The sequence below is a fragment of the Plantactinospora sp. B5E13 genome (assembly GCF_039871775.1).
Classification (GTDB): Bacteria; Actinomycetota; Actinomycetes; order Mycobacteriales; family Micromonosporaceae; genus Plantactinospora.
Genome location: NZ_JBDPLT010000015.1, coordinates 123,962 through 146,926 on the forward strand (window position 1 = coordinate 123,962; position 22,965 = coordinate 146,926).

23 protein-coding genes are annotated in these 22,965 nt (G+C 72.8%); 7 read left to right on the forward strand and 16 right to left on the reverse strand.

Translation table 11 applies throughout. The annotated features are described in order from the left end of the window. Positions 1–38: 38 nt before the first annotated feature. The 6 genes from ABGB05_RS16385 to ABGB05_RS16410 are packed head-to-tail and all read right to left on the reverse strand — an operon-like array spanning position 39 to position 8,289. The gene (locus tag ABGB05_RS16385; protein WP_347654258.1) at positions 39–1,058 is read right to left on the reverse strand and encodes a Gfo/Idh/MocA family oxidoreductase; all 1,020 of its coding nucleotides are present in this window, start codon (positions 1,056–1,058) and stop codon (positions 39–41) included. Next, the gene (locus ABGB05_RS16390; RefSeq protein ID WP_347654259.1) at positions 1,055–2,008 is read right to left on the reverse strand and encodes a sugar phosphate isomerase/epimerase family protein; all 954 of its coding nucleotides are present in this window, start codon (positions 2,006–2,008) and stop codon (positions 1,055–1,057) included. The genes ABGB05_RS16385 and ABGB05_RS16390 overlap by 4 nt, the downstream gene beginning before the upstream one ends. After that, entirely contained in the window at positions 2,005–3,015 is a 1,011-nt protein-coding gene (locus ABGB05_RS16395) for a Gfo/Idh/MocA family oxidoreductase (RefSeq protein ID WP_347654260.1), read from the reverse strand. The genes ABGB05_RS16390 and ABGB05_RS16395 overlap by 4 nt, the downstream gene beginning before the upstream one ends. Further along, positions 3,012–4,610: a hypothetical protein gene (locus ABGB05_RS16400; protein WP_347654261.1), complete on the reverse strand. Its 1,599-nt coding sequence runs from the start codon at positions 4,608–4,610 to the stop codon at positions 3,012–3,014. The genes ABGB05_RS16395 and ABGB05_RS16400 overlap by 4 nt, the downstream gene beginning before the upstream one ends. Continuing rightward, positions 4,607–6,922 (reverse strand): ROK family protein, encoded by a 2,316-nt coding sequence (locus ABGB05_RS16405; RefSeq protein WP_347654262.1) that lies wholly within the window; start codon positions 6,920–6,922, stop codon positions 4,607–4,609. The genes ABGB05_RS16400 and ABGB05_RS16405 overlap by 4 nt, the downstream gene beginning before the upstream one ends. Positions 6,923–6,927: 5 nt before the next feature. Next, positions 6,928–8,289 carry a cellulase family glycosylhydrolase gene (locus tag ABGB05_RS16410; RefSeq protein ID WP_347654263.1) on the reverse strand — a complete coding sequence of 454 codons (1,362 nt, stop codon included), beginning with the start codon at positions 8,287–8,289 and terminating at the stop codon, positions 6,928–6,930. Between the two features lie 754 nt (positions 8,290–9,043). On the opposite strand from ABGB05_RS16410, the gene ABGB05_RS16415 reads away from it, so the two are divergent. Further along, positions 9,044–9,535, forward strand: a complete 492-nt coding sequence (locus ABGB05_RS16415; RefSeq protein ID WP_347654264.1) for an Hsp20/alpha crystallin family protein — start codon at positions 9,044–9,046, stop codon at positions 9,533–9,535. A gap of 203 nt (positions 9,536–9,738) precedes the next feature. Here the strand turns inward: ABGB05_RS16415 and ABGB05_RS16420 are convergent, their stop codons facing one another. Next, a complete protein-coding gene (locus ABGB05_RS16420; protein WP_347654265.1) occupies positions 9,739–10,392 on the reverse strand; it encodes an SRPBCC family protein in 654 nt (217 codons plus the stop codon). Between the two features lie 20 nt (positions 10,393–10,412). After that, positions 10,413–10,781 (reverse strand): metalloregulator ArsR/SmtB family transcription factor, encoded by a 369-nt coding sequence (locus tag ABGB05_RS16425; protein WP_347654266.1) that lies wholly within the window; start codon positions 10,779–10,781, stop codon positions 10,413–10,415. Between the two features lie 278 nt (positions 10,782–11,059). Here ABGB05_RS16425 and ABGB05_RS16430 point away from each other — a divergent pair, with 278 nt between their 5' ends. Beyond that, the gene (locus tag ABGB05_RS16430) at positions 11,060–11,431 is read left to right on the forward strand and encodes a peptidase inhibitor family I36 protein (protein WP_347654267.1); all 372 of its coding nucleotides are present in this window, start codon (positions 11,060–11,062) and stop codon (positions 11,429–11,431) included. Positions 11,432–11,561: 130 nt separating this feature from the next. Here ABGB05_RS16430 and ABGB05_RS16435 read toward each other — a convergent pair whose 3' ends face one another. Continuing rightward, positions 11,562–12,845 (reverse strand): helix-turn-helix transcriptional regulator, encoded by a 1,284-nt coding sequence (locus ABGB05_RS16435; protein ID WP_347654268.1) that lies wholly within the window; start codon positions 12,843–12,845, stop codon positions 11,562–11,564. Positions 12,846–13,095: 250 nt separating this feature from the next. Between ABGB05_RS16435 and ABGB05_RS16440 the strand changes: the two genes are divergently transcribed. After that, positions 13,096–13,353, forward strand: coding sequence for a DivIVA domain-containing protein (locus ABGB05_RS16440; protein ID WP_347654269.1), 258 nt, complete (start codon positions 13,096–13,098; stop codon positions 13,351–13,353). Next, positions 13,350–13,568, forward strand: a complete 219-nt coding sequence (locus tag ABGB05_RS16445; RefSeq protein WP_347654270.1) for a hypothetical protein — start codon at positions 13,350–13,352, stop codon at positions 13,566–13,568. The genes ABGB05_RS16440 and ABGB05_RS16445 overlap by 4 nt, the downstream gene beginning before the upstream one ends. Before the next feature lie 330 nt (positions 13,569–13,898). On the opposite strand, the gene ABGB05_RS16450 is transcribed toward ABGB05_RS16445, so the two are convergent. Then, positions 13,899–14,129, reverse strand: coding sequence for a hypothetical protein (locus ABGB05_RS16450; RefSeq protein ID WP_347654305.1), 231 nt, complete (start codon positions 14,127–14,129; stop codon positions 13,899–13,901). A gap of 66 nt (positions 14,130–14,195) precedes the next feature. Between ABGB05_RS16450 and ABGB05_RS16455 the strand changes: the two genes are divergently transcribed. Beyond that, positions 14,196–14,921: a helix-turn-helix domain-containing protein gene (locus tag ABGB05_RS16455; protein ID WP_347654271.1), complete on the forward strand. Its 726-nt coding sequence runs from the start codon at positions 14,196–14,198 to the stop codon at positions 14,919–14,921. Between the two features lie 16 nt (positions 14,922–14,937). On the opposite strand, the gene ABGB05_RS16460 is transcribed toward ABGB05_RS16455, so the two are convergent. Next, on the reverse strand, positions 14,938–15,579 hold the full coding sequence (locus ABGB05_RS16460) for an ABATE domain-containing protein (protein ID WP_347654272.1): 642 nt from the start codon (positions 15,577–15,579) through the stop codon (positions 14,938–14,940). 64 nt (positions 15,580–15,643) lie between these two features. Between ABGB05_RS16460 and ABGB05_RS16465 the strand changes: the two genes are divergently transcribed. Further along, the gene (locus ABGB05_RS16465; RefSeq protein WP_347654273.1) at positions 15,644–16,423 is read left to right on the forward strand and encodes a metallophosphoesterase; all 780 of its coding nucleotides are present in this window, start codon (positions 15,644–15,646) and stop codon (positions 16,421–16,423) included. Continuing rightward, complete coding sequence (locus ABGB05_RS16470) at positions 16,423–17,070, forward strand: LysE family translocator (protein ID WP_347654274.1); 648 nt, start codon at positions 16,423–16,425, stop codon at positions 17,068–17,070. The genes ABGB05_RS16465 and ABGB05_RS16470 overlap by 1 nt, the downstream gene beginning before the upstream one ends. Positions 17,071–17,132: 62 nt before the next feature. Here the strand turns inward: ABGB05_RS16470 and ABGB05_RS16475 are convergent, their stop codons facing one another. The 5 genes from ABGB05_RS16475 to ABGB05_RS16495 form a co-directional block, all read right to left on the reverse strand. Further along, positions 17,133–18,119 (reverse strand): ADP-ribosylglycohydrolase family protein, encoded by a 987-nt coding sequence (locus ABGB05_RS16475; RefSeq protein WP_347654275.1) that lies wholly within the window; start codon positions 18,117–18,119, stop codon positions 17,133–17,135. Between the two features lie 52 nt (positions 18,120–18,171). Next, positions 18,172–18,831 (reverse strand): M15 family metallopeptidase, encoded by a 660-nt coding sequence (locus tag ABGB05_RS16480; RefSeq protein WP_347654276.1) that lies wholly within the window; start codon positions 18,829–18,831, stop codon positions 18,172–18,174. Further along, on the reverse strand, positions 18,828–21,038 hold the full coding sequence (locus ABGB05_RS16485; protein WP_347654277.1) for a pyridoxal-phosphate dependent enzyme: 2,211 nt from the start codon (positions 21,036–21,038) through the stop codon (positions 18,828–18,830). The genes ABGB05_RS16480 and ABGB05_RS16485 overlap by 4 nt, the downstream gene beginning before the upstream one ends. Positions 21,039–21,151: 113 nt before the next feature. After that, positions 21,152–22,219: a HAMP domain-containing sensor histidine kinase gene (locus ABGB05_RS16490; RefSeq protein ID WP_347654278.1), complete on the reverse strand. Its 1,068-nt coding sequence runs from the start codon at positions 22,217–22,219 to the stop codon at positions 21,152–21,154. A gap of 3 nt (positions 22,220–22,222) precedes the next feature. Beyond that, entirely contained in the window at positions 22,223–22,882 is a 660-nt protein-coding gene (locus tag ABGB05_RS16495; RefSeq protein ID WP_347654303.1) for a response regulator transcription factor, read from the reverse strand. Between the last annotated feature and the right edge of the window lie 83 nt (positions 22,883–22,965).

The window sequence follows — 22,965 nt, forward strand, 5'->3', positions numbered from 1 at the left end:
ACAAACTGCTGCGGGAGCCGGAGGTGCGGGTCAGCGGGTCAGCCCGGCCACGGCTGCTCGTCCTGCCACCGGTCGTCGGCCGGATACCGGACCCCGATCCGGGACCGGACCGCGTCCAGGATCCGTAACACCGCCACCGTGTCGGCGAGCGTGACCAGCGGACTCTCGGTCAGGCCCGCGCGCAGGCAGCGCATCACCTCCACCGCCTCGTGGACAAAGCCCTCCCCGGCGTACGGCACCTCGACGGTCTGTGCCACGACACCGTCGCGGTGCACCGTGAACGTCGACGGCCGAAAGAAGCCCCGACCCAGTTCGATCCGTCCGGCGCTGCCGCAGACCGCCGCCGTCCACGGGGTGTCGGCGACGATCGAGCAGTTCAGGCTGGCCAGGGCGCCGTCCGGATAGCCGAGCAGCATTCCGGTGCTCTCGTCGACGCCGTACGGGGTCAGGGTGCCGAGCGTGCCGATCGACGTCGGTTCGCCGAACAGCAGGTGGGCCAGGGTGACCGGATAGACGCCGAGGTCGAGCAGGGCGCCGCCGCCCAGCGCCGGGTCACGCAGCCGATGGGCCGGGTCGACCGGCCCGACCAGTCCGAAGTCCGCCTGCACCATCCGGGGTACGCCGATCGCCCCGTCCCCGACCAGCTCCACCAGCCGGCGGATCGCCGGTACGCAGCGCAGCCACATCGCCTCCATCAGGAACAGGTTGTCGGCCCGGGCCCGGCTCACCAGGTCGACGGCCTGCCCCGCGTTGAGCGTGAACGGCTTCTCGCAGAGCACCGCCCGTCCGGCGTCCAGCGCCAGCCGGACCGCGTCGTGGTGGGTCGCGTGCGGGGTGGCGACGTACACGACGTCGACCCGGTCGTCGGCGACCAGGTTCGCCCAGCTCTCGTGGGCGTACGGGACGGCGTACCGGGTGGCGAACCGGTCGGCGCCGGCCGGGGTCCGCGACCCGACCGCCACCACCTCGGCGTCCGGCAGGGTGGCCAGGTCCTCGACGAACCGTCCCGCCATCCAGCCGGTGCCGAGGATGCCCCAGCGGATCGGACGCCCGGTCACCGGCCGGTGCCCGACCCGGCCGCCCCGACCGGCACCGGCACCGGCACCGGCACCGGCTCCGCCACCGGTTGCGGCTGCGGCACCGGTAGTGCCTCGGCTGCCGCGTGGCGCCGTTCCAGGTCGTCGCGGAGCGCCAGACAGTCGCGGACGTAGCCGACGGCCCGGGAGATCGGCGGGTGCGGGTCGCCGTCGCCGCAGTACTCGACACAGATCGCCGGCACGCCGAGTGCGGCGGCCCGGGTGATCCAGGCGTAGTTGTCCAGCACCCCCTCGGCGGTGTCGACGTTGAAGTCGGCCCGGCCGCCGTCCGGGTGCAGGTTCTTCAGGTGGAAGTAGCCGAGCCGGCCGGCGAGCTGGTCGAGCACCGCCGGGTCCCGGTCCGGCTCGCTGACGACGTACGCGTTGCCGGGGTCGGCGGTGGCGACCACGGCCGGATGGTCCACCATGGCCAGCAGCCGGGCGGTGTTCGCGACCGTGTCGTGCACCGAGCCGGGATAAACCTCGACCCCGACCCGTACGCCGAGCCGGGCGGCGTGGTCACCGAGCCGGCGGTAGCCCTCGGCGGCCCGGGCGTAGTGCCGCTCCTCGGCGACCGCGCTGCCGTTGCGCCGCCAGTCGTCCGGATGCCGTTCCAGGGTGCCGGACCAGCCGTTGACCAGCTCGACGTCGTTGCGGGCGGCGGCGGTGACGGTCCGTTCGGCCAGGGCCAGCGAGGCGGCCCGGCTCTGCGGGTCGTCGGAGACGAAGTCCCCGGTGTAGCCGACGCAGTGCACCCCGACCCCGTACCGGCGGCCGAGCGCGACCGCGGCGGCGACCTCGTCCTCCACCCGGGCCGGGTCGAAGTGGAAGTGGACCAGTTCGATGCCGTCCCAGCCGAACCGCCGGGCCACCGCGAAGACGTGTCGCAGGGGGTACCGGCGGAAGGTGTAGCTGTGCAGGACCAGCTTCATGTGTTATGCCCTCCGCTCAACGCCAACCGCACTCCGCCGTTGGCGACACTCCGGTCAAGTGCGTGCAGCACCCGCAGGTCCCGCAGCCCGCGCGCGATGCTGACCTCGGTGGGTACCGGTTCGCCGACCACGCAGGCGGCCAGCGCCCGGTACTGGGCCAGGTACGGATCCACCGGCTCCGGCCAGAGCCACCGTCGGCCGCGTTCGTCGCAGACCAGGACGGAGCCGCCGGGGCCCATCGCCCACGAGTCGCGGACGACGACCAGTCCGCGCTCGCAGATGACGGTGTACCGCGAGACGCCGACGCCGGGCGCCTCGGTGAACGAGGCCTCCAACTGCAACTGCCGTTCGTCGCCGTACCAGACGGTCGCCTCGACGTGGATGTCGGTGCGGTCCGGATCCCCGCTCGGATAGCCGGTGGCCCGGCAGGCGGTCGGGCCCGAGCCGAAGACGTCGGACGCGGTCAGCAGCGGATAGATGGCCAGGTCGGCGAGGCAGCCGAGACCGCTGTCGGCCCGGCGGTTGCGCCAGTCGCCGTCCCGGTGGCCCAGGTGGGTGGCGGTCATCGACCGGACCGCACCGAGTTCGCCGGACCGGAGCAGGGCGACCACCGCCCGGTTGTAGGCGTTGTACCGGGACATGTAGCCGACCATCGCCGGCGCACCGGACGCCGTCGCGGCCCGGAAGATCCACTGCCCGGCGTCGACGGTGTCCGCCAACGGCTTCTCGACCAGCGTCGGAAGTCCCCGGGCCAGCGCCTGGCAGGCGAACTCGGCGTGCCGCCGGTTCGGGGTGGCGATGTGCACCGCGTCGAGCGGGGCACGGAGGAAGGAGCGGGTGTCGGCCCCGCACCAGGTCCCCGGGGATCGGGCCGCCACCGCGCCCAGCGCCACCGGGTCGGTGTCCAGCACCGCCGCCAGGCAGAGGTCGTCCGCGGTGGCGATCGCCGGCAGCAGCGACCGCTGGGTCAGGAATCCGGCTCCCACGATCCCGATCCGGAAGGTCACCGGTCGTCACTCCCTCCGCTGTCCACCAACCCGCCCGCCATCGAGCCACCGCGCACCGGCCCGCCCGTCACCGGCCCGCCCTCGACCGGTGCGCCCCTCACCGGTCCGCCCTGGATCGGCCCGCCCGGCGGGGCCGGACACCAGCGCAGCAGCAGGCAGCGCGGGGCGAGCGAGAGGTACGTGGCGCCGGCCAGTGCGTCCACCATGGACCGCAGGGCGGCGAGGGTACGGCCGCACAGCGGCCCGGCGGCGGCGACCGGCCGGTCCGGGGCGAGCACCACCGCGACCCCGACCGAGCGGGTGTGCCAGACGAGCTGGTACGAGTGGTGGTTCCAGGCGCTTCCCTCGTGCACCTCGACCGGGCGGCCGAGCCGTTCGGTGAGTCCACGGTCGCCGCCCACCAGATCGCCGAGTCGTATCCCGTACCCGACGACGTGCAGGGTGGTCAGGTCCGGTCGGGTCGCCAGCCAGGCGGCCAGTACGCCGGTCAACTCGCCGACACCGGTCACCGGTCGACCGCCGGCCGGACGGTGCGCGGCGGACGGTACGGCGGGCAGCAGTCGTTTGTAGTGCTCGACGGCGTCGTGGGTGGCGAAACGCAGCCCGTGTCGTACCGCCACGCAGGCGACCAGGGCGGCGACCGCGTAGCTGGCGGCCATCGCCCCGGCCACCGCCCCCGCTCCACCGTCGAGCCGGGGCAGCCCGGCCAGCGCCTCGGCGACGTCGACCACGACCTCCCCGGGAGCCGTCGGTGGGCCGGCGCCCGGCTCCGTCGTACCGGGGATCACCGCGTCCGGCCAGGGGCGGAACCGCTCCGACTTGCCGCCCCAGCCCTGCCGGGCGGCCTGCAGGGTCCAGAGCCGCAGGTCGGCACCGGCTCCCGCCGGCAGCCGGAACACCACCCGGGGCGTACCGTGCGGCGGCAGTCGTCGGGACTGCTCACCGGCCCACTCACCGATCGCCGGCAGCGCCTCGGCGAAGGCCCGGTACACCTCGACGAACCGGGGCCAGCTCAGCATCCGCGCGGCGAGCAGTGCCGGCACCGACAGCGGTACGCCGTAGAGGGCCACCTGGTCCCGGGCTCCGGCCAGCGAGAGCCCACCGTCGTGATCGGACAGTCGCAGCGGTGCGGCGCCGCCGGTCCGGTGCCAGAGCAGCGCCAGCGTGTCGGCGAGCAGCCGGGTCTCCCGGGTACGCCCCGAGGCGCTGACCACCACACACGCCGTTCCGGCCGGCTCGGCCAGCTCGCCGAGCACCCGGCGCAGCGCGTCCGGGTCCGGGGAGTCCAGCACCCGTACCCGGGACTGGTCGGGCACCGCCGCGCAGAGTGCCCGCAGCCCGAACGCCCAGCCGCCGGTGCCGACGAACAGCAGACGTCGACAGCTGCGCAGCGGTTCGGCGGCGCTGCGGGCGGCGAGCACCCGGGCGACCCGTGACCAGGGCGGCGCCTCCACCCAGCCGAGTCGGGGTACGCCGTCCAGGCTGGCGAGCGCCGCGACGGTGCCGGCCGGCCCGTGCCGTTCGCCCCGGGCCGCCGCGCGGACGTACGTCCAGAGTTCGGCGCCGCTCGGCCCGGGCCGCCGGTCGCCGGTCACGACGTACCGCCGGGGTCCGGAGCGTCGTCGGGCCCGCCGATGGAGTGGACCACGGTCCCGTCGAGCCGGAGGTCGACCACCACCCGCAGCGGCGGCTGCCCGGCCACCGTGCCGGCGGTCAGGAGTTCCGCCGCCACGGCCGGCAGCGCCGGCAGCGAAACGAGGTGACTGGCCAGCGGCGTCAGGTCGAGCGGGGTCCGACCGGGAGCGGCGACGAGCAGCTCGCGGGCGGCGACGAGGTCGACGTTGCGGCCGCCTCGGCTGCCGACCAGGGTGCAGGACCCGCCGGCCGGATTGTCGACCCGCTGGCACCGGCCGCCGGCCCGCAGCGGTCCGGGGTCGACCGTCGTACCGCCCACCGGCAGTGGTCGGCCGGTGGGGAAGCCACCGAACAGATGCAGCACGGACCGGTCGGCCAGGGCCGGCCAGGTCAGTTCGGCCGCCGCCGGTCCGGCGTCGCCGGCGACCGCGACCACGGCCAGGGCGGCGCCCCGGCCGGCGGTGACGGTACGGACTCCGCCGGCCAGACCGGAGTCCAGCGGCAGTACCGCGTCCGGGACCGGCAGGCCGCGTCGGAGTGCGGCCCGCAGCCGCCGGTCGCTCCGGGCCGCCACCGTGACGGTCCGGGCACCGCAGAGCCGGGCGAGGGTGAGGTGCAGCAGCGCCAACACGCCGCCGCCGACCACGAGTACGTCCTGTCCCGCCCACTCGCCGGCCATCAACCGCTGGGCCCGGAGCACCGCCGCCAGCGGCTCGACCAGCACCCACTCCGGGCCGCAGTCGTCGGGCAGGCCGCCGACCACCTGCCCCTGGGCGAGGGTGCCCCGGTCGACGACAACCACGTCCCGGAAGACGCCCGGGATGTTGTGCCCGAGTTTCAGGTAGTCGTCGGTCGGATGGTTCGGGTTGATCGTCACCAGTTCGCCGGGGCGTGGCCCGTCCGGTAGGTCGGAGCCGACCTCGACCACCTCGGCGACGCACTCGTGGCCGGGCACCCCCGGTTCCAGACCCCGGTCGCCCCGGAGGATCTGCAGGTCGGTGCCGCAGAGTCCGGCGTACCGGGGGCGGAGCAGCAGTTGCTCGCGTCCGCACCGGGGCCGACGGCCGACCCGCAGCAGCAGCCGTGCCTCGCCGACCGGCTTGACCACCTCCCGGGCCTGGTCCCGGCGGTGGGCGAGGTAGCCGGCCATCCCGGCCAGGGTGGCCGACTCGGCGTCGTCCGGGACGTGCAGCAGGCCGGTGCGCTCGGCCGTGGTCCAGCCCTGGAACCAGCCGGCGTCGACCGCGAGTTCGGCGAGCCAGCCGCGCAGCGCGGCGAACCACGGTCCGCCGACGCCGTGCGCGAAGCCGCCGACCACCACCACGGTCCGGAGTCCGAGCTGGGCGCAGACCTGCAGCAGTACGGCGGCGAGGGGTCGGGTGGCGGTGCGCAGCAGGTCGAGGGTGAACGGGTCGTTGTGCCGGGCGGCCTCGGCGAGCGTCCGGGTGGTGACCCGGTCCGGTTCGCCGCCGACCAGGCGGTGCAGCACCGAGCCGGCGAAGCCGTGCTCCGGTCGCCGCGCCCGCCGGATCGCGGCCCGCCGTACCGCCGGGCCGGAGGCGTACGCGCAGAGGTCGGCGACGGCTCCGCAGTCGCACCACGGCAGGTCGAGGCGGTCCAGTTCCTGCCGGGCGGCCCGGTCCCCGGCGGCGGCGGCCCGACCCAGCCCGGCGGCGCCGACCGGGCCACCCGGCATCGCGTCGAGCCGGCCCGGTTCGACCGGTACGTGGCCGATCTCGCCGCCCAGCCCGGCCGGGTCGACCAGGACCTTGGCGGTGTCGGGCAGGCTGTTGTCGAAGACCTTGACCGCGACTCCGGTGCTCACCGTGACCAGGGCGAACCGGCCGAGCCGCCGGTAGTGCCAGGCGGCCGCGGCGACGTCGTTGAGTACGGTGACCCGGGCCCAGGGCAGTCGTCGCGCCAACCCGGCCGGTACGTCGAAGCCTGCCGACTGCGCCTGCCAGAGCACGCTCGCGTCCCGGACGATCCCGTCGACGGTGACCACCGCGCCGAAGCCGACCCCGAGGTCCCGGTACGGCTGCGCCCCGGCGGCCCGGTGCAGCCGCTCCGCCTCGGCGGCGATCCGGTCGAGCAGGTCGGCCCGGACCTGGTCGAGGCCGACTCCGGGGTGGTCGCGCCGGCTGGGCGTGTCGAACCGGACCACCTCGCCGACCAGCCGCCCCTGCTCGGCCAGCGCGAGCCGGGTCCGGGTGCCGCCGACGTCGACCACGATCCCCGGCCCGGCAGCGGTGACGTCTGGTGGGGCCGGCATCGCTGTCACGCCCGGGTCGGCTGGGCGCAGGCCCGGCGCAGCAGGTCGACCAGGGGCTGGCGGGGCCGGCACCGGTCGAACCGGAACGAGGTCATCAGGTTGTCGATCTCCTCCTCGTCCATGCCCCGGAACAGCTCGCCGAACTCCGGCAGCAGCGCCTCGGCGAAGAGGATCTGCGGCACCAGCCGTCCGATCAGGAACTCGCTGCCGAACGGGAACGGCAGGTAGTCCGGGAACTCCCGGGCGAAGAGTTCCGTCAACGGCCGCATGACGTCCTGGATCTGGTCGTGGCGACCGCCCCACAGGTCGACGCCGAGCCGGGCCTTCTTCTCCAGCACCGGCCGGACCCGGCGCAGCCACGGGCTGTCCGGGTCGACGGTGAGCGGCGCCGCAACCCCGATGTCCTTGTACGGCCAGAACGCCCAGTTGGCCCGGTGCCTCGTGTAGATCTCGAACTGGTCGGCGAGCAGGTGCAGCCGCATCCGGTCGGTCTCCGGGTCGCCGGTGAAGACCACGTTGAACTCGCCGACGTAGACCGGGGTGCCGGTGCGGTGCATGTACTCGCTGCGTTTGAGGAAGGTCCGTTCCAGCACGTCGGCGTCGAAGTACTGGTCCCGGGACTCCTCGGGCAGCAGGATGCCGTGCTGGTAGGAGACCCCGTCCGGGGACTCCCAGACGTGGGTGAGGTGGGCGGTTCCGGGATAGCGGCCGTCCGGGACGTACCCGGGCGGGGCGTAGTCGTGGTGGGAGTAGACGACGTTCGGCAGCGGCTCGTCGCCGTACACGTCGAAGTCGTTGGAGTAGCGGTTGCCCTCCAGGATCACGATGTGCCGGGGGTCGACGTCCCGGATCGCCTCGACCAGCCGCCGCGAGTACGGCCCGACCACCTCGCCGCTCGGGTCGGCCGGCTCGTTCACCGGGTTGTACGCCGCCACCCACGGCTCGTCCCGGTAGCGGGCGGCGATCTGCCGCCACAGGTGCACGACCCGGTCCTGGAAGTGCGGGTGCCGCCAGAACTGCGCGACGTGGGTCGGGTTGTCGCTGTGCCAGTCCTGGTTCTGCCAGCCGGGCAGGGCGTGCAGGTCGATGATGGTCCGTACGCCGTTGCGGGCGAGCAGGTCGATGGCCCGGTCCAGGTGGTGGAAGCCGGACTCGACGATCTCGAACGGCCGCTGGTCGTCCTCCAGGTGCCGGTAGTTGACCGGGATCCGGACCACGGTGCAGCCGAGTTCGCCGATGAACCGGGCGTCGTCGGCGGTGAAGAAGTGTTCCAGGAACCGGTCGTGGAAGAAGTGGGCCCGCTCGGCGCCGAGTACGTCCCGGACCGCGTCCCGCATCCCCTGCTCGTAGGCGGGGAATCCGGTCATCCAGTTCTCGAGGTTGAGCCAGCCGGCGAGACCGATACCGCGCCAGATAACCGACTGGCCGGCGTCGTCGACTATCTGGTCGCCATTGATCCGGAGAAATCCTCCGGGGCATGGCACAGCAAACCGGGACACGGACACGCCAACCCCTGCCTTCCCCTCGCCGGGTGCAATGCCCGTACGGACAGACATTGACTCAATACGATTTGCTGACGACCGTCAAGGGGTCGAACAAGATCAGATGGATGCGCTCCCATGACAGGTAGAGGCAACAAGACGATAGTTGCCGGTGGCGACGAACATCGATATCTTGGCGAGACGATCCCGGTACTCGGTAGCACCGGCCCACAATCCCCGAACCCGAGCATGCGGGGTGGAAATGGTTTCGTCGCGCCCGTTCAGATCAGTTCTGTCCGCCGTACGCCGCCTGCTCTGGCGACTACGACGAGGCAACCGTCGCGATCCTTTTCTCTACAAGTGACCGTCGGGTCGACATCTGCACCGCCCGACGGCGGCGTCGACGACCGGAGGCGGCGCGTCCGGGTGGCCCCGGCTTCCCCACCTCCGTCATCTCGCCGGCGGCGAGGCCCTCGCGGCGGATCGTCCTCACCATGTGACCCCTGTGGACCGGCTCCGAGCAGCCAAGATGTCCGGAATCGTCACCGGCGTCACAGCTGGGAATTGAGTCGGGTCGACTCAAGTTGTTATGGATGCCGGTCGAGACAGGCCGGCGGGATGGCAACTGAGGAGACGCATCATGAGCACTCTGTCGCTGTGGACCCGACGGGACCCGTTCGCGGAGTTCGACGCGCTGATCCGGGATGCCTCCGGCGCGGCCGCGACCCGACCGACCGCCCGGCTCACCGGCTTCACCCCGGCGGCCGAGGTCGTCCGGGACGGCGACGACGCCCTGGTCCGGCTCGAACTGCCCGGACTCGACGTCGAGAACGACGTGACGGTCGAGGTCGACCGTGGTCGGCTGGTCGTCCGGGGCGAGCGCCGCGACGAACGCGCCGAGGAGCGGGACGGCCGCAGCCTGCGCGAGGTCCGGTACGGCACCTTCCAGCGCTCGTTCGCCCTGCCGACCCACGTCACGGCGGACGCGGTCAGCGCGACGTACGACGCGGGTGTGCTGCAGGTCCGGGTGACCGGCGCGTACGCGGGCAGCGAGGCCCGACGGATCGCCGTCAGCTCCGGCGCCCCGACCGCCCCCGAACTGGCGGCGGGCGAGGAGAAGCCCTCCGCCTGAGGTCGGAGAGCCCGGCCGCCTGAGGTCCGGAGTCCATCAGACACCAACCGACACCACTGAGCCCGCGGGCCCGGCCGCTTCCCCCCTCGGTCGGGCCCGCGCCCCTTTCTCCTGTGCAGGCTGGCGCACCCCGCCAACCGTCGGCGGTCACGCCGAACCAGGTTCGCGAGCGGGCCTTCGGCGAAGACCAAGCGCCGGGTACGTCAGCTTTCGCCGCCGCTCTCGGGGGCGTAGTGCTGCACCGCGAACGCGATGGCCGCGGCGATGTTGTCGTCGCTGGTTCCCCAGGCGGTCTGGATCGCGGCTCCCCAGGCATGGCAGCTACGGACGGCGAATTCCTTTGCCTCGGGCGTGTCCTCCCAGGCGGCGGGGTCGAACTCCACGCCGCGCAGGAAGAAATCGAGGCCGAGCAGCGCGAGGTCCCAGCCACACCCGATGCCGATCGTGCCACCGGGACCGTAGGTGCGTACCAGCTCGTCGACGATCTGGGCGGGTGAGGCGTGTTCCAGCTCGAAGACGGTACGGCCGTTGTCGTCGGAGGTCAGGCGTACCTCGACCTCGGTGGGCATGCCCTCGCCGAGAACCCAGGTCACCTTGAGCAGATGAGGTTCCTCGCAGCGCAGGATCTCGCCACCGGCGTTGTCCTTGAGCTGGAACGTACCGCCGACCCGCAGGTCGCCCTCGACCTGGCCCAGCCATCGGCCGAGCCGTTCCGGGTCGGTGCAGGCGCTCCAGACGTCCTCGATCGCGGCGTCGTAGACCCGGCGCAGCCGCAGCGACCGCCCTTCACCGGTGGTCAGCGGCTGGTTGCCGATCTCCCGGTGGGTGGCGTTGATCTGGCTGACGATGTCGATCACGTTTTCTCCTCACAGACGGGCTAGGTCTCCTGGCGACGGTCCGGCCCGCGGTCGTCGCGCTGTTCGCGGCGGTGGCGTCTGCCACGGGCGAGTTCGGTGGCGAGGGCGTCCAGACGTTGGTTCCAGAACCCCCGGAAGCGCTCCAGCCAGATGTCGACCTCCTGCAGAGGTGCCGCCTCCACCGCGTAGAGGCGCCGCGTACCGTCCGGACGGACGGTGACAAAACCCGACTCCCTCAGCACTCGCAGGTGCTGCGACACGGCAGGTGGCGAGATGCCGAACTCTGCCCGGATGACCTCGCTGACCGCACCGGCGGTCTGCTCTCCGTCGGCGAGCAGCTCCAGGATTCGGCGTCGCACCGGGTCGCCGAGGATGTCGAACGCGTGCACCCACAGATTATTTCAGGCCCGACTTAATTAAGTCAAGGCTGAATAAGCGGGTCAACCGGCGCCCCGACGCCGGGCGTCCACGTCGGCCGGGGCACCAACCCGGCGCCCTCTCTGCTGTAGACGCATTGTCAAGCAGATGTGTAGGCGGCGCCAACGACACCTACCCGATACGCCGGCAGGCTGGCGAGCAAGAAGCCCATCGCCGAAAAGATCCGCTGGTCCCTCAGAACGGAACCAGCGGCCGGCGCACGCAGAGGAGGAAAATCACCATGAGGCGCATGACCGCCGTCGTCTCCAGCGTTCTGCTCGGTATCACCGCCGTGCTGGCTGTCGCCAGCCCCGCACAAGCCGACAACCCGGCCTGCCCGGCAGACCGATTCTGCCTGTTCGAGCATGACAACTTCGGTGGCGGGCGGGCTGTCTTCAACGGCGACGACTCGGATCTTCGGAACAACTACTGGGGAGGCACCAACCGTCCGGTCCACAACGGCGCCAGCTCGATGATCAACAACAAGAGTGTCTCCGTCTCGTTGCGGTCCGACGCGAGCACCTGCGCCGGAGACAGCTACACGGCTTTGGCGGAGAGCGAGGACCGCGACTTCACCAACAACTCGTTCGACAACGAGGCAAGCTGCGTCCAGGTCAACTAAGAACCCAACGGCGCCCGTCGACGTCGATGTCGCTGCCGGTGGTGGGCCTTTGCTGGGAAAGGCCCACCACCAACGAGCAGCATGGCAGGCGTATTGAAGAGCTTCGGGAGAAGAGATTGGCACGCCCCTGTCAGCCGGCGGCGGCCTGGTCGTACTCCTCGACGAAGGCGCGGACCTTGGGGCTGCGGGTACGCTCCCGACCCAGTCCGGTCCGCACCTGACCGAGCCGGGCGGCGGTACGCCGGGACTGGAGCCCGGCAACGTCCGGCAACGCGGCGTGCGCGATCTCGGCCGCCTCGACCACGTTGCCCTGCCGCCAGGTCGCCTCGGCGAGCAGCACCCGGTCGTAGACGGTGTTCCGCTCGTAGCCGGGGGTGGTCGGGGCACTGACGATGCCCTGGAAGAGGGCGGTGGCCCGGTCGGGACGCCCGAGGGCCAGATAGGACAACCCCTGTAGGCAGCCCACCTCGCGCTCGGTGACAAAACCGAGGAAGGGCAGGTCGTCGTCGTGGCTGCCCCGGTCGAACTGGGTAAGCGCCTTGCTCAGCTCCCGGCCGAAGGCGACCTCGTCGCGCTGCTGGGCGTACGCCCGCGCGGACCGCAGGTGCAGCAGGGTGCGCAGTCGGGGCGTGGCCCAGCCGGCCGAGACCCGCTGGGCGGCCTCGGCGCACTGCAACGACTCCTTCGGCGCCTTCATCCAGGTGAACAACGCCAGGCAGGCGAGAGCGTGGACCTCTCGTCGGGGGTCGTCGACCACTCGGGCCCGGCTGATCGCCTCGTGCAGGTAGCGCCGGGACTCGGCCCGGCGGTCCGCGTCGATCGTCAACCAGCCGATCTCGTTCGCCAGGTCGGCAAGGGCGGTCTGCAGGGCCTCGGCGACCTCCCGGCCGTACGAGGAATGGTCGGCAAGCGTCGACAGCCGCTGGTGAACGCCGATCGCGACGTCGCAGAGCTGGTTGGCCCCGACCACCGCGTCCGCCGCGCGGAGCCGTTCGACCAGGGAGGCGGCGAGTTGCACCTGCTCCAGGCCGATCGACCGGGGGACCTCGGTGGCGGCGAGCGCCTCCCGGGCCGGCCCGACGATGCCGAGCGCGGTCAGCGCCGCGCCGATCGTGAAAGTCCGGCGGTCCGTGGGATCACCTCCCTCATCGACACCTGTCGCCACGGTAGCCCCGCCGGGTGGGGTGTTGTCCAGGGTGGCCGGGACGATTTCGCAGATCAGTTCGTCCAGTTCGGCCAGCGAGACGTCGAGGGCGGCGGCCAGCGTTTTGCGTACCCACGGCAACGGCTGACTGTCCCCGCGCTCCCAGCGGACGATCGTGGTCCGGTCCACCCCGAGAGTCTCGGCCAGAGACTCCTGGGTGTAGCCGAGCGCCTTCCGCCGCTGGACGAACCGGATTCGTTTCAAGGCCACCCGGCGCCCCCTCGTCGCTGGTGGTGATGAATCGGCTCTACACAGTTAGCAGTTCATGAAGATCAATGCAACAGCATCACCACCACGGTCCGTCACGGCGGCGCTGTCTGGGCCCGCGCGAAACCGCGAGGCTGGTGAGCACGGCCCGGGGTGGGTGCCGTGGTCACCGGTCTCCCGCCATGCCGGCGTGGCGGGAGGACGCCCCCGCCCACCCCGGCGCCGATCCAGTGACAGCAACAGGAGGTGTGCGGTGGTGGGGGCGCTGTATCCGAGGCTCGACCCGAACCGGATCCGGTCGGTCCGGTTCAGCCGCCGATCCTGGCGACGCGGACTCGACCCGGACGAGGTGTACGCCTTCCTGGCCAGGATGGCCGACGAGGTCGAGTTGCTGCGCCGGGACATCCGGGTCGCCCGCGACGACGCCGACCGGGTGAAGAACGCGCTGCGTAACTGGCAGACCCGTAACGCCCGGGCGGTCGACAACCGGTGGCGGGGCGGCCGGCGATGACCGACACCCCGCGACGCGGCGTCAGCGCGGCGGTCGAGGTCACCGACGAGATGGCGGCACACTTCCGGGAAACCCTCGTGACGCACGCCAACGACCCGGAGACCGGAGTCTGCGTACGCTGCGGCGAGAGCCGGTGCGCCGAGTGGCGGTGGGCGTACGAGCGGCTGGTCCTCGCCGGCCGGCACGGCGACCTGCGACCGCCGCAGAACCGATGACAGAAGGCGGACGATCAACCACCACAGCGGCAGGTACGGCTCCCGTACCGTGACGGTCGCGAGTGGAGTGGGCATGCGACTCGGCATCGACTCCGGGACGTACCATCCCGACAACCGCCGCGGTCGCCACCCCACCGGCCGGCACCGGAGCGGTCGCCACCCCACCGGCCGGCACCGGAGCGTCAGCCGGCGACCCGGCCACCACCGGACCGGGAACTGCGAAGCAGGGCACCGGTCAGGCATCCCGGAGCGCCTGGTGGCGGTCCCGACGGGCCCGGGTGGTGGCCACGGTCGCGGCGGCGGTCGTCGGAGTGCTCGGCGCGGTCACCCTCACCGCGTCGCCGACCACGACGAGCAGACCCCCGACCAGCTCACAAAACTCGTCGGCGCCCCGGACCCGAGTGCCCAGGCCGAGGAGATCGGGGCGAGGTTGGCGGTGCCGTCGGCGTTCTCGGTGCTCACCAGCACCACGGGGGTGCCGAAGTACCAGATCCGGGGTCGGATGGTCAGGTGGGTTCCCGACGGCTCGGGTACCGGATCCTCGCAGGTCACCAGGGTCATGCCGGGGACCGTAGCCACCGGACGTTTTGTTGCCGGCCGAAGTGTCCGGCGGGCACCATGGCCACGATGAGCAGCTTCGACCGTCAGGTTCCCGAGGGCGCGACCGGGCTGGCCGCACTGGCCGGCCTGCTCGCCGACCGCACCCGGGCAGCGTTCTGCCTGGCGCTGCTGGACGGTCGGGCCTGGACCGCCACCGAGCTGGCCCGGCACGCCGGGGTCGCGCCGCCGACCGCAACCGGTCACCTGCACCAGCTCGTCGACGGCGGACTGCTGGTCGAGGAACGCCAGGGACGCCACCGGTACGTCCGGCTGGCCGGCCCGGACACCGCGGAACTGATCGAGACGCTGACCGCCGCCGTACCGGTCGGGGCGGCGCCGGTCCGGTCGCTGGCCGCTGCCAGCCGGCGCCGGGCGCTCGCGCACGCCCGAACCTGCTACGACCACCTCGCCGGAACGCTCGGGGTGGCGATCACCGACGCGATGACCGGGTACGGCTACCTGGCGTGGGAACGCGGGTTGAGCCTGACCGACCGGGGTACGAGCTGGCTGGCCGGGCTCGGGATCGAGGCGGAACGCGCCCGGCGGGTCCTGGTCCGGTCCTGCCTCGACTGGACCGAGCGTCGTCCGCATCTCGGTGGCGCGGTGGGCGCCGCCCTCTGCCGGCACGCCTTCGAGGCGGGCTGGATCGGCCGGATCGGCACCGGACGGGCGGTCGCGGTCACGGCGGCGGGCCAGCGCGCGTTCCGGGAGCAACTGGCCCTGCCCGACGAGGTGCTCACTCCGGCACGCTGACCCACGGCTCGGCCCGTCAGCCGACCGGCTCCGCCGGGTTGGCCCGGTGCCGCTCGTAGTGTCGGGCCGCCCGGGCCCGGTTGGCGCAGGACGTCTTGCAGAACTCCTGGCGTCCGTGCTCCTTGAGGAAGTAGCGCACGCATCGGGGTGCGGTACAGGCCCGCAGGTCCGGGCGGCGCGGACCGGACAGCAGGTTCATGGTGTCCCGGGCGACGGCGGCGACCAGCCGGGCGGCCGCGTCGGTCACGGTGGAGGGGTTGTCGACCAGAGGCTCGCCGCCGCTCGGCCAGTCGAGCCGGGGGGTGACCGGGGCCCGGGCCGCCGCCGCGTTGAGTCGGTCAAGGGCCTGGTCGAGCGGGAGCAGCCGGTGTGCGTCGGCCGGACTCGGCGGGCCGGGGCGGACCGCGTACGCAAAGAGGGCCCGGACCGCCTGGCGCAACGCGACCACCTCCGACCAGGCCGCCTCGTCGGCGGTGAAGCCGGCCGCCCACCTGCCGTGGAGCGACGCGCCGGCTGTCGGCGTGGCCCGGTCGAGCAGGTCGGCGTGGTCGTGGACCCAGCTGGTCAGCCCGTCGATCTCGGCCAGGTCGTCGGCGACCCCGCCGTGGCCGTCGTGCCGGATCGTGCTCGCCAGCGCCAGTCCCAGGTCCTTGTGCACAGGCCAGAGCTTACGTTAGCGTCCTAACGCTTGCCATTCATTTTAGCGTTAGAACGGGGAATACATGCTGCTCCTGGCCCAGATCAGCGACCTGCACCTCGACGGCACGGAACGCGCCTCCACCCGGGCCCGTCGGGTGGTGGACCACCTGCGTGCCCTGCCCCGCCCGGTCGACGCGCTCCTGGTCACCGGCGACATCGCCGACCACGGCGCCCCGGCCGAGTACGAGGAGGCCGCCGCGCTGCTCGACCTCCCGTTCCCGGTGCTGACCTGCCCGGGCAACCACGACGAGCGGGCCGCCTACCGGAAGGTGCTGCTCGGCGAGAGCGGCGGAAACGACGGCGGGGGCGACCACGCCGACAGCAACACCACCGGCACCGGGCCGATCAACCGACTGCACACCGTCGGCGACACCGCGATCCTGATGTGCGACGCCACCATCCCCGGCCAGGACGAGGGCCTGCTCGACCCCGAGACGGTCAGCTGGCTCGGCCGTACGCTCGACGAGGTCCGGCAGATGCCGACGCTGATCGCCTTCCACCAGCCGCCGGTGACCCTGCACCACCCGCTGCCCGACCAGCACCGGCTGCGCAACCACGACGAGTTCGCCGCCCTGCTCGCCGACCGGCCGAACGTGGTCGCGGTCCTCACCGGGCACGCGCACACCGCGGCCAGCACCTGGTTCGCCGGGCGTCCCCTGGTGGTCGGCCCGGCGATCACCTGGACCCTCCGGATGCCCTGGGAGGGCGACAGCGCCGCCGACCGGGACGCCCCGCCCGCACTCGCGTACCACGTTCTCGACGACGAGGGCCAGCTCACCACCCACTTCCGCGTCGTGGCCTGATGCCGCCGGCCCACGCCATCGCCGGGTTCCTGGTGGCGATCCTGCCGCTGATCGCCACCCCCGGCGCCAGTCTCACCCTGCTCACCAACCAGGTGCTGCCAAACGGACCGGCCGGCGGGCTGCCGGTCATCCTCGGCACCGCCACCGGCCTGTACGTCCACGCCGGACTCGCCGCCGCCGGACTCTCCGCCCTGGTGATGCACTCCAGTGAGGCGTTCACCGCCGTCCGGCTCGCCGGCGCGGCTTACCTGGTCATCCTCGGGCTCTGGACCTGGCGTACCGCCCGGGACGACAGCGGCGCCGCCGGTACGCGGCACCGGCATGCCCGGACCCGCCGGCCGTCGAGCCGGGCCGGGCGCTCGGCGTACGGGCAGGCGCTGCTCGGCAACGTGCTGAACCCGAAGGCGGCGTCGATCTTCCTCACCCTGGTGCCGCAGTTCGTCGACCCCCGGGGACCGGTGGTGACCCAGATCCTCGTCCTCGCCACCGCCCAGGTGCTGCTCATCACCGCCTGGCTGCTCGGCTGGACCGTACTGCTCGTCCGGGCCGGCCGCGTGGTCCGCTCGCGCGGCTTCGTACGGGCCAGCCGCCGGGTCACCGGCGCGGTCCTCGTCGCCCTCGGCATCCGGGCCGCCGTCGCCCGCTGACCCTGGCGTCGCGCCCGGGCCGCCGTGCGGGGTGGCCCGGGCGCCGGACGGGTCGGCTGGTACTATCGGCCGCTGAAGGTGTCCGCCGCCGCCAGGAACTCGTCGGCGAACTGGAGCTTCGAACGCCACCGCTCCGGAATCGCGGAGACGCCTTCCCGGATGCCGAGCAGCCCGCCGGCGATCGCGGCGTTGGTGTCGGTGTCGCCGCCGAGGTGCGCGATGTCGATCACCACGTCCGGCAGTGGCCGGAAATCGAGCACGGCCGCCACCCCCAGACTGAGCGAGTCGAGGACGTAACCCCGGCCCGCGTTGGCCAGGTACGTCTCCCCGGTGAGCACCGCCTTGTCGGGCTTCAACTGCCGCCCGTACGCGATCGCGTCCGCCACGTCGTTGCCGCCGAGCCGGACGGCGACCTCGTGCCCCACCGCGACGGCCTCCTCCGGGGTGGCGTCGCCGAGCAGCGCGGCGGCGATCTCGTTGTACGCCGCACACGAGATGGTGCACCGCGAGTCGTCGTGGGTGATCGCGGAGATCTCCATCGACTCCCGGATCCGCCGCTCCTGGTCGGGCACCACCAGCGCGGTCGGCAGGCACCGCATCAGCGAACCGTTGCCGGCCTGCCCCTCCCCGGCGCCGGCCCGCCGCGGATCCTCCAGCTGCTGGTAGCGGCGCAGCCCGGTGAAGGTGGCCCCGCCGAAGTCGCGCGGACGGCTGCCCGGCTCCCGGCCCGGCCACTCGCCCACCCACCACTTCACCATCTGGTCGGCCGCCGCCCGCACCACGTCGTCGCCCGGGTCGAGGTACGCCAGCACCACCGCCCGCATCAGGTCCGTGTCGTCGGTGGCATGCCCGGCCGGCCAGTTCAGCTTGCCGCCGCCGACGATCTCCCGGATGCCGTCCGGATACCGCTCCCGGATCTCGGCCCAGGACAAGAACTCGGCGGTCGCGCCGAGCGAGTCACCGGCGTGCACCCCGAGCAGTCCCCCGGCGATCCGGTCCCATCGCCGCCGCAGCCCCAGGTCCTCGGTTGCCGTCGAGTATTCGCCCATCCGGCCATCATGCCGAACCACGCACGTCGCCCGCTGCCCCGGCAACCGTCACTCAGCCGGCCGCCGGGGTGACCTCGCGCAGCGGGCCGTACCGGGTGGACGGGGCACCGGTCACCAACGCCCAGTAGCGGTCGCCGTACGACCAGTGCCACCACTCGGTCGGATAGTTCACCAAACCGGCCCCGGTCAGCACGTCCACCATGATCTGCCGGTTCCGCCGGGCCCGGTCCGGGATCGTGTCGGCGGCGGTGAAGCAGGCGTTGCCACTCGCCTCCGGCGTCGCGTCGATCTCGGTACCCATGTCCAGCTCGACACCGTCCGAGGTGCACAGTGTCAGATCCACGGCACCGCCGGTGCTGTGCGGCGCCACCTCGACCGGCGAGACGAACTTGCTGGTCTCCCGGTGCAGCCGCTCATCCGACCAGGACGGGTGCAGCCGCCGCAACTCGTCCCGGTAGCCGGTGAAGATGCCGAGCTGGGCGGCGTACGGCCGGTAGCCCTCGACCACCAGCAGCCGCAACCCGTCCGGCAGGGTCGCCTGGGCGGCCAGCAGCCGGTCCGCGACCGCCCGCCGCACCCGGGCGTACGCGCCGGCCGGGTCGGCCGCCCGGCTGTCCAGCCGCAGCCCGGCCACGGTCCGCAGGTCGACCAGCGGGTCCCCGTCGTCGGTGGACGGTATGGCCGCGATCCGGGGATCGGAGAGCAGGATCATGCCGCCCTCCCGCCCGCGTACTCGACCTCGCGCAGCCCCTCGGCGGTCAACCGGGCGACCACGTCCGGCTCGGCGTTGCCGCCGGTCAGCACGATGCCGATGGTCCGGTGCGCGCCGCTGGCGCCGATCCGCAGCGCACCGGCGAGCGAGGCCGCCCCGGACGGCTCGGCCAGCACCTTCAGGTGCCGCAGGACAAGCCGGAACGCCTCGCCGATCGCCTCGTCGTCGACCCGTACCACCTCGGTGAGCCCGGTCCGCAGGATGTCGAAGGGCAGTTCGCCGACACAGGACGGACGCAGGCCGTCGGCGATGGTCGGTTCCGGGGTGACAGGCACCCGTCGACCGGCCGCCAGGCTCTGCGCCAGCGAGTCGTTGCCGACCGGCTCGACGCCGTACACCTCGATCGGGTGACCGGCGGCGGCCAGGCAGGCGCCGGCCGCGCCGCCACCCCCGCCGACCGGCAGGACCAGCGCGTCCAGCGGGGTGCCGAGGCGTTCGGCCTCCTCGATCAGTTCCCGGCTCGCACTGCCCTGACCGGCGATGACGTCCGGGTGGTCGTACGCGTCGATCACCGGGTGTCCGGTCGCGTCGCTGATCCGGCGGGCCACCGCGATCCGCTGGTCGACGGTGGTGCCGACCAGGACCACCCGGGCGCCGGCCTGCTCGGCCCGGGAGATCTTGCCGGGGGCCGCGTCCACCGGCAGCACCACGGTGGCGGCGAGCCCGTGCCGCCGGGCGGCGATCGCCACCGCCACCGCGTGGTTCCCGGTGCTCTGCGCGATCACCCCGGTGTGTCCGCCGGCCGCCGCGATCCGGCCGACCGCCAGCAGCGCGCCCCGGAGCTTGTACGAGCCGCCTTCCTGCAGGTTCTCCGCCTTCACCAGCACCCGGGCCCCGACCAGCCGGTCGAGTTCCGGCGAGTGCAGCACCGGGGTCCGGACCACCTGCCCGGACAGCCGGCGGGTCGCCGCCTCGACGTCGGCGGCGGTGGGCGCGGTGTACGCCGCACCGGTCTCCGGTGTCATCCGTTCTCCCCCGTTCCTGTTCCTGTTGTTGTCGTCAATCTGCTGCCCGGTTCCGGCCCCGGCCCCGGCCCGGCGCTCCGCCGTCGCCTTCCGGCGGCGCGGCAGCGCGAAGAGCCAGCCCGCGCGGGCCGCGGTCAGCCCTCGGTGTACGGCCAGACAGGCCGCCAGCAGCACCACGGTCAGCACGATCGGATACTCGATCGCCACCACGACCTGACCTGCCGGGCTGAGCTCGGAAAGTGGCCCGACGAGAAGGTGGTGCACCACGGCCAGCAGCGGCATGTGGATGAGATAGATCGGCAGGGTCTGCCGGCCGAGCGCGCTCAGCGGCCCGGAGATCCTCGGCCACCGGGTCACCCGGACGGCGGCGGTGATCCCGAAGGCCACCGCCAGGACCGACACCACGAGCCAGACCCCGAACCACCGCTGCGCACCCGCCACCGCCATCCCGGCAGCCGCACCGGCGTACCCGGCGAAGGTCCACCGCAGCCGGCGGTCCGTCGCGGTGGCCGCCCACCGCTGGACGTACGGCTTGAGGTAGAGGCCGCCGAGGAAGAAGACCAGGTTCTGGTAGAAGCCGCCCCGGTTGCCTGGGGTGTCCAGCAGTCCGGCGGCGGTGACCATCGAGAGGAGCGCGGCGGCGGCCAGCACCGCCGGCCACGGAATCCGGCGTACGGCCTTCGCGAACGCGAAGTAGAGCGCGAGGGCGTACAGGTACCACAGGTTGGACGGGGTGATGGTCAACTGCTCCAGCAGCCCGAGCGGGGAGGTCGCCCGCTCGGTCGGCAGGCCCGGCGCGGCGGCGAAGACCGTGGTGTGGATCAGCAGCCAGATCGCGTACAGGTAGAGGAAGCCGGCGATCCGGGAGCGGGCGGCGACCCGCCACGGCCGGGTCAGGGCGTTCGCCGCGAAGACGCCGGAGATGGTGAAGAAGAGCGGCATCCGCAACGGCAGGAGCTGCTCCCCGAAGGTGCCCCAGACCCCCGGCAGCGGTACGCCGAGATGCCAGTCGACCTGCAGGTAGTGCTTGACCACGACGTGCCAGAGCACCACCAGGATGATGCAGACGCCCTTGGCCACGTCCGCCCACTCGGCGCGCTGCCCGGCCGCCGGTGCCGCCGTGGCGTCGGTGCCGCCACGGTCGGCGCCGTGCGGAACGGCCGCAGGACGAGTGTGGATCAAAGTCACAATTCTCCCCAGAAGAGCGCGCGGTGTGCCAGATCAGTCAGTTCGGGTGCGGGATCGGGCCGGTCGGTCGGTCGTCGTCCGTACCGGCTACGACGTCGGGTCGGCCGTCAGGTCGGATTCGGTAGCCGGACCTCCACCCGCAGCCCCTCCGGGCCGGCGGGGACCGCCGAGATGACCCCGTCGTGTGCCTGGGTGATCGACCGGGCGATGGTGAGCCCGAGCCCGGCACCGCCACCGTGGGCGAGCCGGTCCCCGCTGAGCCGGCGGAACGGCTCGAAGAGTCCGGCCACCGCCTCGGCCGGCACCGGCGGACCGGTGTTGACCACGGTCAGCGCCGGCGCCGCGGCGACCGTGACGTGGACCGTCCCGCCCGGCCGGTTGTACTTGATGGCGTTCTCCACCAGGTTCGTCACCAGCCGCTCCAGCAGCACCCGCTCCCCGACGACCACCCGGGGCACCAGCTGGCCGGTGAGGGTCACCTCGGCAACCCGGGCCCGTTCCTGGTACGCGGCGATCACCTCGGCGGCGATCTCGTCGAGCCGTTCCGGATTGCGGGCCCGCAGGCCCTGGTCACTCTCGCTCAGTGCGAGCAGCCCCTCGATCAGCCGCTCGTTGCGCTCGTTGGTCTGGAGCAGCTGGGCGGTGAGCAGCTCCACCTGGTCGTTGGTCAGTGGCTGTGCCATGCCGACCTCGATCAACGTACGCTGCACCGCCAACGGGGTACGCAGTTCGTGCGAGGCGTTCGCGGCGAACCGGCGCTGTCCCTCGTACCCGGCGGCGATCCGCTCCATCATCTGGTCGATGGCGCCGGAGAGCTGCCCCAGCTCGTCCCGGCCGGTCGCCCGCACCCGGTAGCCGAGGTTCTGCGGGCCGACGTGCGAGATCGACTCGGTGAGTACCCGGACCGGGCGCAGCGCCCACCGGGCCGCGAACGCGGCGACCAGCAGCACGAGCAGGACCACCCCGACCATGAGCCCGGTCCCCACGACGTAGAAGTTGTCCGCCAGCTGGCGGCAGACCGGCTGTACCCCGGTGACCTCCACGTCGCAGATCCCGCGCAGCGGCCACAGCCAACCGAACGCCCACTTGATCAACAGGGGCAGGTGGTAACCGACGAACAGCGCCGCCGTGCAGAGCAGCACGATCCGCCACCGTGGGGCCGAGAGCCAGCGCACCCGTCAGACCCCCATCCGGTAGCCGGCCCGGGGCACGGTCTGGATCACCTGTGGCGGACCGAGCTTCTTGCGCAGCGTCATCACGGTCACCCGGACCACGTTGGTGAACGGGTCGGCGAACTCGTCCCAGGCCTGCTCCAGCAGGTCCTCCGCGCTGACCACCCGGCCGCCGGCCCGCATCAGCACGTGCAGTACGGCGAACTCCTTCGGGCTGAGCTGCACCGGCCGGCCGTCCCGGGTCACCTCGTGCCGGGCCTCGTCCAGCCGGATGCCGTGCTGTTCCAGCACCGGCGGTACCGCCGGCGCCGACCGGCGGCCCAGCGCCTGCACCCGGGCGACCAGTTCGGCGAAGGCGAACGGCTTGGTCAGGTAGTCGTCGGCACCGAGGCCGAGCCCCTCGACCCGATCCCGGATCCCGGCCGCCGCGGTCAACATCAGCACCCGGGTCCCGGCGTCGGAGCCGGCGATCGCCCGGCAGACGTCGTCACCGGTCCGACCCGGCATGTCCCGGTCGAGAACGGCGACGTCGTACCGGTTGACGGTGACCCGCTCCCACGCGGCGTCGCCGTCGTAGCAGACGTCGACCGCCATCGCGAGCCGACGCAGCCCCTGGGCGACCATGTCCGCCAGGAGCCGCTCGTCGTCGGCGACCAGCACCCGCACTGCCTCCCCCTTCACCGTCCCGTCCCTGTGTCCCGCCACCGTGCCAGCCCGGGCCTAAGGGTTGCGTAAGGGCGTACGACCGG